General features: G+C 62.4%; 13 protein-coding genes and 2 pseudogenes. 7 read left to right on the top strand and 8 right to left on the bottom strand.

Annotated features, from left to right (window positions below; all coding sequences use genetic code 11):
- The first annotated feature begins 169 nt into the window (after positions 1-169).
- The 5 genes and pseudogenes from E4O97_RS25010 (at position 170) to E4O97_RS24990 (ending at position 4,130) form a co-directional block, all read left to right on the top strand.
- Positions 170-421 carry a DUF3077 domain-containing protein gene (locus E4O97_RS25010; RefSeq protein ID WP_078821567.1) on the top strand — a complete coding sequence of 84 codons (252 nt, stop codon included), beginning with the start codon at positions 170-172 and terminating at the stop codon, positions 419-421.
- Positions 422-684: 263 nt separating this feature from the next.
- Positions 685-1,629, top strand: a complete 945-nt coding sequence (locus E4O97_RS25005; protein ID WP_078821726.1) for an aliphatic sulfonate ABC transporter substrate-binding protein — start codon at positions 685-687, stop codon at positions 1,627-1,629.
- Between the two features lie 65 nt (positions 1,630-1,694).
- A pseudogene (locus tag E4O97_RS25000) lies at positions 1,695-1,778 on the top strand (hypothetical protein); the annotation flags it as partial.
- A 44-nt stretch (positions 1,779-1,822) separates the two neighbouring features.
- Positions 1,823-2,818, top strand: a complete 996-nt coding sequence (locus E4O97_RS24995; protein WP_078821568.1) for a helix-turn-helix domain-containing protein — start codon at positions 1,823-1,825, stop codon at positions 2,816-2,818.
- A gap of 112 nt (positions 2,819-2,930) precedes the next feature.
- The gene (locus E4O97_RS24990) at positions 2,931-4,130 is read left to right on the top strand and encodes an NAD(P)/FAD-dependent oxidoreductase (RefSeq protein WP_248132699.1); all 1,200 of its coding nucleotides are present in this window, start codon (positions 2,931-2,933) and stop codon (positions 4,128-4,130) included.
- 124 nt (positions 4,131-4,254) lie between these two features.
- Here E4O97_RS24990 and E4O97_RS24985 read toward each other — a convergent pair whose 3' ends face one another.
- From E4O97_RS24985 to E4O97_RS24975, 3 genes are all read right to left on the bottom strand, one after another.
- Positions 4,255-5,436 carry a sugar transporter gene (locus E4O97_RS24985; RefSeq protein WP_078821570.1) on the bottom strand — a complete coding sequence of 394 codons (1,182 nt, stop codon included), beginning with the start codon at positions 5,434-5,436 and terminating at the stop codon, positions 4,255-4,257.
- Positions 5,437-5,548: 112 nt separating this feature from the next.
- The gene (locus tag E4O97_RS24980) at positions 5,549-5,911 is read right to left on the bottom strand and encodes a type 1 fimbrial protein (RefSeq protein WP_248162544.1); all 363 of its coding nucleotides are present in this window, start codon (positions 5,909-5,911) and stop codon (positions 5,549-5,551) included.
- 86 nt (positions 5,912-5,997) lie between these two features.
- Positions 5,998-6,996, bottom strand: coding sequence for a bile acid:sodium symporter family protein (locus E4O97_RS24975; protein WP_248162542.1), 999 nt, complete (start codon positions 6,994-6,996; stop codon positions 5,998-6,000).
- Positions 6,997-7,081: 85 nt separating this feature from the next.
- Here E4O97_RS24975 and E4O97_RS24970 point away from each other — a divergent pair, with 85 nt between their 5' ends.
- On the top strand, positions 7,082-7,870 hold the full coding sequence (locus E4O97_RS24970; protein ID WP_005789004.1) for a helix-turn-helix transcriptional regulator: 789 nt from the start codon (positions 7,082-7,084) through the stop codon (positions 7,868-7,870).
- A gap of 92 nt (positions 7,871-7,962) precedes the next feature.
- A complete protein-coding gene (locus E4O97_RS24965; RefSeq protein ID WP_216091606.1) occupies positions 7,963-8,394 on the top strand; it encodes a hypothetical protein in 432 nt (143 codons plus the stop codon).
- A gap of 29 nt (positions 8,395-8,423) precedes the next feature.
- Here the strand turns inward: E4O97_RS24965 and E4O97_RS24960 are convergent, their stop codons facing one another.
- From E4O97_RS24960 to E4O97_RS24940, 5 genes and pseudogenes are all read right to left on the bottom strand, one after another.
- Complete coding sequence (locus E4O97_RS24960; protein ID WP_248132693.1) at positions 8,424-9,542, bottom strand: carboxylate-amine ligase; 1,119 nt, start codon at positions 9,540-9,542, stop codon at positions 8,424-8,426.
- Positions 9,543-9,548: 6 nt separating this feature from the next.
- Positions 9,549-10,493 (bottom strand): class I SAM-dependent methyltransferase, encoded by a 945-nt coding sequence (locus tag E4O97_RS24955; protein WP_223019094.1) that lies wholly within the window; start codon positions 10,491-10,493, stop codon positions 9,549-9,551.
- 11 nt (positions 10,494-10,504) lie between these two features.
- Positions 10,505-11,884 carry an iron-containing redox enzyme family protein gene (locus E4O97_RS24950; protein ID WP_248162541.1) on the bottom strand — a complete coding sequence of 460 codons (1,380 nt, stop codon included), beginning with the start codon at positions 11,882-11,884 and terminating at the stop codon, positions 10,505-10,507.
- Positions 11,885-12,070: 186 nt separating this feature from the next.
- Positions 12,071-12,346, bottom strand: a pseudogene (locus E4O97_RS24945) (type II toxin-antitoxin system RelE/ParE family toxin).
- A complete protein-coding gene (locus tag E4O97_RS24940) occupies positions 12,346-12,540 on the bottom strand; it encodes a stability determinant (protein WP_216091610.1) in 195 nt (64 codons plus the stop codon). Before E4O97_RS24940 ends, E4O97_RS24945 begins: the two are co-directional and overlap by 1 nt.
- Positions 12,541-12,606: the final 66 nt, after the last annotated feature.

Below are 12,606 nucleotides of genomic sequence, written 5' to 3'. Positions count from 1 at the left end.
GTGTATTTGCAGGCGCCATGCGCTACAACCGTCTATGGCGGCTATGTGCGGGCAGACTTCGGTCTGGCCGGGTCCTGCTTTCCGGTATCTCACCCCGCACATAGCTGCCACCTTTTGACGTGTGAGATCGGCAAAAGAATGGCTCCCAATCCAAGCAGGAGCTTCATCCATGAGCAAAGTCGTCCCCGACCCACCCTATCCCGTTTTTGTTGCCCACGAAGACCTGAGCTTCGAAGACGCGATCGCCAGCATTTCCTCGCTGCTACGCTGCGCCACCACCACCGCCACCGAAACCGCCGAGGGCCTCAAAGGCAGCCAACGCGACATGGCCTGCTCCACCGCCCACTTGATCGACATGGCCCGCACCCTCGCCGACCGCGCACTGGATTGCCTGCAACCCAAACCCACCAACATCCCATAACTTTTGTGGGAGGAGGCTTGCTCCCGATAGCGGCAGGTCAGCCAATTAATCCATATCTGACACACCGCCATCGGGAGCAAGCCCCCTCCCACATTTGGCCTGTGTCGCCTCAACGAATGATTGCTCACGGCCCGATTTGGTTGATGCACATTCAGTCAACGGACAATGCCTCAAGTGTCCTTAAGCTCAGATCGAAAGAGTATTTATCAATCGGTTTTCAGAACTTTATGCTTCGGCTCATTCCGTTGAATATCGAGCCGCTCATGACCCTCCGCCGCCCGCTTGCTGCTGTATTAGGATTGCTGGTTTTCTCCATCACCGTGAGCGCCGACGCCCAGGAGACCCTGCGCATCGGCTATCAGAAATCCTCGACCCTGATCACCCTGCTGAAAACCCGGGGCACCCTGGAAAAAGCCCTCAACGCCAACCACATCGACGTCAGCTGGCATGAGTTTCCCAGCGGCCTGCCATTGCTGGAGGCGCTGAACGTTGGCAACGTGGATATCAGCGCCGACGTCGCCGACACGGTGCCGATCTTCGCCCAGGCAGCCGAGGCCCAACTCACCTACTTTGCCCAGGAAGCGCCCTCGCCTGCGGCCCAGGCCATCGTGGTGCGCAAGGACTCGCCGATCCAGCAATTGGCGGACCTAAAAGGCAAGAAAATCGCGGTAACCAAGGCCGCCGGCGCCCACTATTTACTCATCGCCGCGCTGAACAAGGCCGGCCTGGCGTTCACTGATATCCAGCCGGCGTACCTCTCGCCAGCTGACGGTCGCGCCGCCTTCGAAAACAACAAGGTGGATGCCTGGGTCACCTGGGAGCCCTTCCTCACCAGCGTGCAGCGGCAACTGCAGACCCGCACCCTGGCAGACGGTGCCGGGCTTGCCAGCTACAAGCGTTATTACCTGACCGGCACGCCTTACGCCAAGGCCCATCCTGAAGTGCTGAGGGTGGTGTTTGCAGAACTGGAAAAAACCGGCCAATGGGTGAAAGCGCATCCGCAGGAGGCGGCAACAGTGCTCGGGCCGTTATGGGGTAACCTGGACGCTGCGACGGTGGAAGCCGCCAACGCGCACCGCAGCTATCAGGTGCAGCCGGTGACGCTGGAACAGTTGGGTGAGCAGCAGAAAATTGCCGATGCGTTCTTCAAGGCTGGCCTGCTGCCCAACGAGGTAAATGCCAAGGCGGTGCAGACCTGGCAGCCCTAGGTAAACAAGGCGTGCGGGAAGTGGTACAAAAGCAGTCCTTGCCACTTTCCTGGAGGCCACCGCTCATGACGTCCAAGCTCGAACAACTCAAGCAATTCACCACCGTGGTCTGCGACACCGGCGGCCTGGAAGCCATCAGCCGTCTGCAGTTTGCGCGGGGTCAGGAGAAACTGGAAACGCTGCTGGCCGACGCATGACCGCTATCAACCCGCTGGGTCAACCCCGCACGCTGGTGTTCCTGGCTTACCCTCAGATGGGCTTGCTCGACCTGACCGGCGCGCAAACGGTGTTCTGGGCCGCGACCAAGGCCATGGCCGAACGCGGTTTGCACGGCTACGTTGTACACAACGCCAGCCTGGCGGGTGGCCTGATGCCGACCGCCGAAGGCTTGAGCGTCGACACCGTGGCGCTGGCACAGTTGGCCCCTGGCGCTATCGATACGCTGGTGGTGCCCGGTGCGCCCGCCATCGAGCAAGCCATGGCGGATAACACTGCGCTGGTGGACTGGCTGCGCAATGCCTCCGGCCAGGCTCGGCGTACTGCCTCGGTATGCAGCGGCACCTTTTTGCTGGCCCAGGCCGGCTTGCTTGAGGGGCGCCGCGCGGCGACGCATTGGGCCATGTGCGAGCTGCTCAGACAACGCTTCCCGAGCATCGAAGTGGATGTGGATGCGATATTCGTGCAGCAAGGCACGGTATGGACCTCCGCCGGTGTGAGTGCCGGGATCGACCTGGCCCTTGCACTGGTGGAAGCCGATTGCGGGCGCGAGGTAGCGCTGCAAGTGGCGCGCGAATTGGTGGTGTTCCTCAAGCGCCCCGGCGGCCAGGCGCAGTTCAGCCAGGTGCTGCAAGCGCAAACCGCCGACAGCGCCGGCTTCGATGCCCTGCACGTGTGGATCAGCGACAACCTAAGCGACAGCGACCTCAGCGTGGAACGCCTGGCTGCGCAAAGCCATATGAGCCCGCGTAACTTTGCCCGGGTCTATAAACAGAAAACCGGTCGCACCCCGGCCAAGGCCATTGAATTGTTTCGCATCGAAGCGGCGCGGCGGATGCTCGAAGATTCCCAACGCAGCATCGACCAGATCGCCCGGCTGTGCGGGTTCGGCGACGAAGAGCGTATGCGCTGCACCTTCCACCGGCATCTGGCCATCGCACCTCGCGACTACCGCGAGCGCTTTTCTCGCTAGGCCGGTTAAAAGTGGCAGTGATTCAGGGTTATCTGTCCTTTCTGACAAGCCGTACGGCTTTTACAGTGATCCGGCAATGCCTTGCGGCTTACCTGGTCTCTGGAGCAACCCCATGAAACAACACATTCTCATCATTGGCGCCGGCTTCGGTGGCGTGTGGAGCGCCCTGAGCGCGGCCCGCCTGCTGGACAAACACGACCGCAACGATGTGCACATCAGCTTGCTCGCCCCGCAGGCGCAACTGCGTATTCGCCCACGTTTTTATGAGCCCGACGTGCACGCCATGCAGGCGCCGCTCGGCCCGCTGTTGAGCGCAGTGGGCGTGACCTTTGTACAAGGCGCTGCCGACAGCATCGACGCCAACGCCAGGCAAGTGACTTACCGCAACGCAGCGGAAGCCCCGGCCACCCTCAGCTACGACCGCTTGGTGCTTGCTGCCGGCAGCCGCTTGAATCGCCCGGGCATGGACGGCATCCAGCACGTATTCGACGTGGACCAGATCGAAGACGCCACGCGACTTGAAGCGCATATCAAGGCCCTGAAAAACCAGCCCGACAGCCCGGCCCGCAACACCGTGGTCATCGCCGGCGGTGGTTTTACCGGAATCGAGACCGCCACCGAAATGCCTGCTCGACTGCGCGCGGCGCTGGGGGATGCTGCCGATATTCGCGTGGTGGTGGTAGACCGGGGCCCGCAGATAGCGGCGTCCATGGGGGATGGCATTCGCCCGGCGATCATCGAGGCCAGCCAGGCGCTTGGGCTTGAATGGGTACTGAACACCTCGGTCGCCTCGGTGGACGCCGACGGCGTGACTCTGGCGGATGGGCAGCGGATTGCGTCCAGCACCGTGATCTGGACCATTGGTTTTCGCGCCAACCCGTTGACCGAGCAGATCGATGGTATCTGCGATCCTCAGGGTCGCCTGCACGTGGACGCCACTCTCAGGGTCAAGGGTCAGCCTGCCGTCTACGCCGCCGGGGACGTGGCCTATGCCGCCACCGACGACCTGGGCAACTTCGCCGCCATGTCCTGCCAGCACGCCATCGCGCTGGGCCGCTACGCCGGTAACAACGTCGCCGCCGACTTGATCGGTGTGGCACCAATGGCCTACAGCCAACCCAAATACGTGACCTGCCTCGACCTCGGCGCCTGGGGCGCGGTGTACACCGAAGGCTGGGACCGTCAGCTTAAGCTGGTGGGCCAGGAAGCCAAGGCGCTCAAGCAACAGATCAACAGCGTGTGGATCTACCCACCCGCGGCGGATCGAGCGGTGGCGCTGGCGGCGGCGGATCCATTGATTCCGGTGGCGTAAGTGTGGGAGGGGGCTTGCTCCCGATGGCGGTGAGTCAGTCACTGATGTGTTGACTGACACTCCCTCATCGGGAGCAAGCCTCCTCCCACATTTAGTCTGTGGTCACCCGCTGGATACTGGTCGATCAGCTCGGCACACCCGTCCCAAACCGCCGAATCGCCAGGCAATACCCCACCAACGCCAATGCCGCCAGCAGCCCACCCGCCGCGCCGATCCAGGCGAAGCCGAAGTGGCTGCCGACCCAACTGCCCATCAACGCGCCACCGCCGATGCCGATGTTGTAGATACCGGAGAACATCGCCATGGCCACGTCGGTGGCGTCCGGTGCAAGCACCAGCACTTTGGACTGCATGGCCAGGCCAAAGCCCATGATCGCCATGCCCCAGAAAATGCTCAACACCACCAGGTAGGATTCAGCGCCGCTCAACGGCAGCATCAGCGCCAGGCACGCGGCGAGGATAAACACTGCGCCGATCACGAACAGGTGCGGGTTGAAGCGGTGCACCAGGCTGAACAACAACGAGCCGATAATGCCGGCCCCCCCGAACACCAAGAGGATCAACGTCACCGCACTGCCCCCCAGCCCGGCGACGCCTTCGACGAAGGGTTCGATGTAGCTGTAAGCGGTAAATTGCGCGGTGACGGTCATCGCGGTCAGCACGTAGAGCGCCACCAGTGCAGGGCGCTTGAACAGCAGCGGCAGGCTACGCAGGGAGCCGGAGTTCTGGCTCGGCAACGGCGGCAGGGTGCGCGCCAGCCAGAACACCAGGGCCGCAGCGAACGCGGCGATCACCAGAAACGTGGTACGCCAGCCCATGGCCTCGCCAAGCAGGCGGCCTAAGGGGATGCCCAGCACCATCGCCAGGGACGTGCCCGTGGCCAACAAACCAAGGGCTTGCACCTGCTTGCCCTCCGGCGCCAGGCGCACGGCCAGCGAGGCAGTGATCGACCAGAACAGGGCATGGGCCAAGGCGATGCCGACGCGACTGACCATCAGCAGGCCGAAGCTGGTGGCGACGCTGGAGAGGATATGGCTGGCGATAAACAGGCCGAACAGTACGATCAGCAGCTTGCGCCGTTCGACGTTGCGGGTCAGCAGCATCACCGGCAGCGAGGTCAGGGACACGATCCACGCATAGATGGTGAGCATCAGACCGACGCTGGCCACGGGCATGTCGAAGCTGGCGCCAATGGCGCTGAGCAGCCCCACAGGCACGAATTCGGTGGTATTGAACACAAACGCGGCCAGCGCCAGGGCGATGACCGGTTGCCAGTTGGCTTGGGGGGTTGCGGCTGAAAGGCTCATTGACGGGCGGGGTACTCTGGCGATGATCAAGCGGCCACCCAGGACAAGCGCCGCCGCCGAGCATTCTATAGGTTTCTCGCGCGGCTGTTGATGCGGATCGTCGCCCGATGGCTTATGGCGACGTCATGGTAATGATGTAGCTGCCGGACTCAATGGGCTTGCCGGCGGTGTCTACCAGCAGATAGCGCTGGTCGTAATAGCGCCCCTCGCCGCTGTCTGCCACCAGTTGCACATGGGCCGCGTTGACGCTGGCCACCGGCGCCACATGGCGCACCTCGAAGCGGCTGCCGCGACTGGCCCTGGCACAGCCGCGCAGTTCCATCACCGACCCGCTGCGCGCATTTGTCGCACACCCCGGCTCGACGATGGCGCCAGTGAACCTGATGGTGCCCTGCCCCAGTGTCTGTGCCGCGCCACAGGTGCTTGCCCATAAGCACAGAAGACCTATCACTGCCGAAAAACGATTAACGTTCATACCGACACTCCTTCTTGGGTTAGTAAGAGGTTAGTCGGCGGCGCGGCAGTTCACTTGAATTTATTTGCCTGGGAATTAGAGGTGGATCACGGATCCACCTGCCCCATCAACTCAGGGATGCTTTCCGGTCGCTGGGCGTAACGCTGGGCCAACGCCGCGCACACCATCAATTGGATCTGGTGGAACAGCATCAGCGGCAGGATCAACACGCCCATGCTCGCCCCGGCAAACAACACCTGGGCCATGGGCACGCCGGTGGCCAGGCTTTTCTTCGAGCCGCAGAACAGGATGGTGATGCGGTCTTCCTGGCTGAAACCGAATGCCTTGCCCAACAACGTGGACGCTACCAGCACCAACGCGAGCAATACGCAGCAGGCAACTACCAGACCGCCCAGTTGCCACAGAGGGATCTGGTGCCAGATGCCCTCATTGACCGCTTCGCTGAATGCGCCATAGACCACCAGCAGGATCGAGCCCTGGTCGACAAATTTCAGCCAGGCTTTATTGCGCCCGACCCAGTCGCCGATCCAGCGGCGGGCGATTTGCCCGGCAATGAATGGCAGCAGCAACTGCACGCTGATCTTCAGGATCGCGTCGACGGTGGAGCCGCCATCGCCGTGTACGTTCAGCAGCAGCGCCACCAGCAGCGGGGTCAGGAAGATACCGAACAGGCTGGAAGCCGCCGCACTGCAAATCGCCGCCGGGATATTGCCGCGGGCCAGGGACGTGAAGGCAATCGCCGATTGCACAGTGGCCGGCAACGCGCACAGATAGAGCATGCCCATGTACAGCTCGGTGCCGATCAGCGGCGACAGCACCGGCTTGAGCGCCAGGCCCAGCAACGGGAACAGCACAAAGGTCAGGCTGAACACCAACAAATGCAGGCGCCAGTGGCCGGCGCCGGCGACGATGGCCTGGCGTGACAGCTTGGCGCCGTGCAGGAAAAACAGCAGCGCGATGGCCAGGTTGGTCACCCAGCCGAAGGCCACGGCGGTCTGGCCGCTGGCCGGTAGCAGGGAGGCAAGGATCACTGTGGCGATCAGGGTCAGGGTGAAGTTGTCGGGCAGAAAGCGCGGGCGGGTCATAAGCAGATCTTCCAGGGGTTGCCAAGAGCGTCCCGGCGACTCTAACGTAACGATCCTTTACCGACTAACGCCAATGAGCCAGTAAATGCCGCCAAAAGGACATGAAAAAACCGTGCGCCGCAGTGTGCCCGGGCTTTCCAGCCTGCCACGGCCGGTGTATGGGCGTACCGAGTCCTTGCCCAACCGGGCGCTGACAAGACGGCACAGCCACCCGTGGGTGCAGTTGTCCTACGCGATTTCCGGGGTGCTGGAGATCCACACCAGCGTCGGCCGTTTCGTCGCGCCCCCGCAGCGCGCCGTCTGGATTCCGGCAGGCATGCCCCATCGGGTGTTCAGTTCGCCCCATACCGAAATGCGCAGCTTGTACCTCGATTGCAGCGTCACTGCCTGGGCGGCCGAACGGTGTCAGGTGCTGGAGGTGAGCAGTTTGTTGCGCGAGTTGATCCGTAATTTCAGCCAGGTGCCGGTGGAATATGCCGAAGATGGGCCGGATGGGCGCCTGGCCCAGGTGCTGCTCGACCAGCTCGCCGCCGCGCCCCAGGTGGATTTGATGCTGCCGCTGCCTCACGACCCACGGCTGCGGCAGATTTACCGCAGCTTGAACCTGCACCCCGAGCAGCAGACCACCTTGGGCGAGTGGAGCCGCAAACTGGGGGTCAGCGAAAAGACCCTGAGTCGGGTGTTCCTGAGTGACACCGGGCTGACGTTTCGCGCATGGCGCCAGCGCCTGCGACTGCTAAGCGCCCTGCCCGCCCTGGAACAAGGCGAGCGGGTGACGGATGTGGCATTGGGGTGTGGCTATGAATCGACCTCAGCGTTTATCAATGCATTTCGTCAGCAGTTCGATTCCACCCCCGGTGAGTTCTTCCGCTGACCCTCCCACGACGCAAATAATCCCCAAACCCACGCTCGGCTGGTATTGTGCCGCGCTTTGAAACACAGCAACCGACTGCGAGGAAATGGACGTTGAACACTGACGAAAAAATGACCGGGGACCTGTTCGAGGTCGATAAGCGCCTGTCACTCAAGCCCGTGGTGGACTTCAACGCCTACCTGCGCAGCGCCTTCGGCGATGGCCCTTGCACGTGCGTGCGTTGCGCTGCCAGTGGCGGTGACGAAAGCGGCTATGAGTTCCAGCACGCCTTCACTTTCGACGCCAAGCCAGTGCATCGCCGTTTCGCTTCGACGGCGGGCAGCGATGTGTTGATGGCGTTGAAAAAGGCATGGCTGTCGTACACCAAGGCCGAGTTGCCGCTCAGTGGCGTGCTGGTGCTGGACACGGTCAAGGAGTTTGTCGAGCCGCAGTTGCACAAGCGCCTGGCGCCGTTGTTCGTGGCCAGTGGCTTGGTCAAGGATGTGGACGGCGAGTTGCGTATTCAGCCGCAAGCCATGGCCTGACACATCAAAAGGCGCCTGTGCGCAGCCCATCAATGGTCGCCGCGACTCTGAGCGAGCAAATGGTCGACCACGCTGCCCAGGCTGCCCACCTCATCGGCACCGTCGGCGCGGGCCTGGGCGTACCAACGTAACTGTTCGGTGGCACTGTTGCCGCGCCGCAGCAGCGCTTGCAGCGTATCGAACAGCCGCGGCTCGCCCATGGCCTCTGCGGTGGCACCGAACGTCTGGCGCGCGCAGTGCAACCACTGTTCGGCGCTGCCCATGGCGCCTGTGTCGTCCAACGCAAAGTGACCGCCCGCGCCGTAGCGTTTGGCCTGCCAGCGATTTTCCTTGAGCAGCCAGCGCGTTTGCGCACAGAACCCGGCGCCGGGTCGCTCAAGGCCGCAGGCATGGGTGACCATGACGCGAAACAGCGTGGCAAGGGCCAGGGCATCCGCCAACCGCGGGCAGGCATCGGTCATGCGCAGTTCGAGGGTAGGGTAACGCGCCGCCGGGCGGATACCCCACCAGCCGTTGCCATCGGCCTTGATTGCACCCATCCGATGCAGCAACGCGAGGTAGCGCAGGTATTCGTTCCAATCGGCGAAATGTTCCGGCACGCCCATGCGCGGCCATTCATCACAAGCGGCCTGGCGGTAGCTCATAAAGCCGCTGGGCGCACCATCCCACAATGGCGAGGAGCAACTGAGCAGCAACAGCAGCGGCAGCCACGGTGACACCTGGTTCATCACGGCGATGCGGTCATGGGTGTGCGGCACCTGCACGTGCACATGCAGCCCGCACAACACGCTGCGCCGCGCTACATACTGAATATCGTCGAACAACTGCTGGAAATGGGCTTGGTCAGTAGGCCGCTGTTCGCGCCAGTCGGCCAACGGATGGCTGCCGGCACACACCACGCCAAGGCCAAATTCACCCAGGCGCTGCGCCAGTTTGCGACGCACTGTCGCCAGGTAATCCGCGGCTTCAGCGCTGGCACTGAATACCGGTGACGCAACCTCGATCTGGCCCTGGAACATTTCATACGCAAAGCCCGCGCCGATCGCCTCGCGACAGGCCGCCAGCACCGCTGCCGAAGGCTCGCCGAGCATCCGGCGAGTGTGCAGATCGGTGATGAAGTATTCTTCTTCGATGCCGAAAGTGAGCATCAAGGGTCAACGCAGTCGGGTAACGGTGAGCGCAACCACCGCTATGCGCTCCACACGTTCATAGCCAGGTTTTTCCAGCTCCTCGCCGAAGACATCAGGATCCAGTTCGCGGTAGGTCCAGCCGTAGGCATCACTGCCCAGCAACGGCTTGACCGCGTCAAGGAAAGGATCGCCACCCGCCACCATCGCCACTCCGGTATACAGCAACAGGCTGCCGCCCAGAGCCAGGCGTGCGAGGGACTCGCTGACGATGCGCACCGACAACTGCTCCCCCAACGCCCCGCCACCATGGCGATAGGCACGCTGGCGGTCATCATTCATGTACGGCGGGTTGGCGACGATCAGGTCGAACTGCCCTTCGACGCTGGCCAGCACGTCACTGTGGTACACGCTGACATTATTCAACCCGGCCAGCTCGGCATTCACGGCGGTCAGGCGCAGGGCACGCGGGTTGATGTCCACCGCCAGCACCTGGGCGTCATGCCTGGCCCGGGCAACCACCAAGGCACCCACACCGGCGCCACAGCCAATGTCCACCGCACGCTTGAGCGGTTCGAAACGCTGCTGCAAATGCGCTTCGATCACCTGGGCAAAACGGTAGCTGTCGGGGCCGAAGAACACCGCATCCGCTTGTACCGTGGGATACGGCGAATGGGCGAACAGCAGATCGTCGAGGCTCGACCAACGCACCGTGCTGCGCCATAAGGCATCGTGCTTTTCGATCACATCGGCTTGCTGCAACTCTTCGCGAAATGCCTCCGGCAGCAGGTCGTGGTCGAACGGCATCGACCAGCCGAATACGTCGCGCAGCGTCATCGCCAGCGGCGTCGCCAAACGCCGGTAGACGCGCTCATGGGTCAAGGGCGTCGGCGTAATGAAGCGGTAACCGCTCTCCTTCAACCCCCGGCCCAGGTTCAGCAAGGCGCGATCAGCGAGTTGTTGGGCAGACATAGGCACATTCCTTAGCGCAAACGCGCACGCAGTTGGATAAAGCGGCGGGTGGCGTACAAGCCTGCGGGGCTGCTGTGGCGCCGCGCCGACATCCATGGGATCAGCGCATTGAGCTGTTGCTCGTCGGGCAGGTTCCACAGTGAATCGGCCAGGGCCTGGGTGTCGGGGTCCGCCGGGCAGTGCTGCTCGCGGGCAAGCCGACTGCCGCGCCCCGGCCGTAACGGCGGCACGCGCTGGCCGCTGGCCCAGTCACCGGCGATCCAGTCATGCAGCAGCTGTTTTTCCGCCGCGCTGAATACCCCGAACATCGCCGCGCCGGCCCCCTCGATCAACTGCCAGAAACGGCTGTCGGCAGGGTCCTGGTTGCGCTTGATCCAGCCCTTGTCCTGCAAGGCGGTGAGGAAATCGCCGATCTGCCCCGGCTTGGCCAGCCATTGGTTGACGGTCTGGCCTTCGAAGCGGCAGTAGTCCGAATGCATGTGCTGGCCGAAAGTGCGTTTGCGCTCAAGCATCGCGACCACTTCGTCGTGCAGGTTGAACTGCTGGATGACAGCCGTGGTACCCGGGCCAAGATCGTTGAGGCGATACCCAGCGGCGACGCGGCGGTAGAACGCGGCCCTGCCCTCGCCCAGCGGCAGCAGGCCCAACACCGATTGCGCGGCCTTGCTGGCGTGGCCGCTGCTGGCGTTATCGATGGTCACGTGGAGGGTGAAGTAATAGGGGTCGATGCCCAGTTCGCTGAGTTCGTAAGCGGTGATCAGCAGGTGCAGCGGCAACTGTTCGTAGCCCAGGTTATAGCCGATGACTTCCGGCAGGAATTGGTCGGCGCACAGGCCCAGGGCCAGTTGCAGCGCACCTTGCAGGTAGTGCTCATCCTCAAGGCCGGCTTCGCTGTCGGCATCGTGGTCGCTGAGCAACTTGCGATAGATCACCACGTGGTTCTGCGCGGCTTCACCGTCGCCCAATTCCTCCAGATAGGTAGTGAGCAAGCCGTCGAAGCGCTGGTCTTGCCAATAGTGCAGCAGGCCATAGAGCCAGGCGCCGTCCACCTGTTTGGTCGGCGCCACACGCTGCAGGACATACAACGCGTGGGCTTTGTTGTGAAAATAGCGCCGTGGCCGGCCTTGCTGGCGCTGCTCAAGGTAATCGGCATAGGCCTGGGCCACAACGGCGCAGCGCTGTTCGACCCAGGCCGTCAGGTGTTCGGGCGACTCAGGCAAGTCGCAGTCGGTTTCCTCTACCTGGGCCAATTGATCCTGCAGGTAGTCATGCGCCAGTTCGGCGGCGTCTGGCGTTTCGCCGTACAGCTGTCGATACACCCGTTGATGATGGCCCTGGACCGAGTCGGTGAGAGAGGCCGGCTGGCCCGACAGCGCTGTAAGGAGTGTCATGATGGCAGTTTCCGCAAAGTCCGTTACAACGGGCCTCCCACAAGGTGGCCCCGCAAGAGCGCTCAACTTCACGCGCTTCTAGAATGCAGAGCGTCGGGGCGTGCGGAAAATTCAAATGAGGTTATGAAGGGGGGGATAAGCGGTCGCAGTAAAGGCGCTCGCTGATGAAATACGAAGGCGGGAGGCTCAGGGATATTCTTGCCTGGCGTGCAATACGTTGACTATTTCGATCCGCTCGGCAGTCACTCTATACACCAGCACATAATTGGGATGTACAACCACCTCACGAGTACCTGGCACTGGGCCGCACGGATACAGATAGGGGTGCTCAGCCAGTGGTAGAGGCGCGCCTTCCAGGCGGGTCTTGATGCGTCATGCAGCGCCGGGGCTTTCTGCTGCGATAAAAGTCACGATATCAATCAGGTCGCCGATGGCTTCGTCAAGCCAAACAACGGCCAACATCAAGCTTTGGTCCGCTGCTCAAGCTCTGCTTGCAGAATAATCGCCTCAACTCGTGCCATGACCTCGTCATGAGGTACACCGGGGCCGGGGTTGGCCAAGCTTTTTTCGACTTTTTTACGAAACCAGAGATCATGACTACTCGCCTGCTCTTCGGTTTCAAACTCGGAAACAATTGGGGAAAGTTGAACACCCATCAGATAACCTCCTGTATGAATGCTCAGCAGTTTAGTCGCAACCTGGCGGGCTGTCTCGAACCACCG

It is taken from the genome of Pseudomonas sp. W15Feb34 (assembly GCF_023127765.1).
GTDB classification, from domain to species: domain Bacteria; phylum Pseudomonadota; class Gammaproteobacteria; order Pseudomonadales; family Pseudomonadaceae; genus Aquipseudomonas; species Aquipseudomonas synxantha_A.
This window is presented reverse-complemented; position numbering and strand designations above follow the sequence as displayed.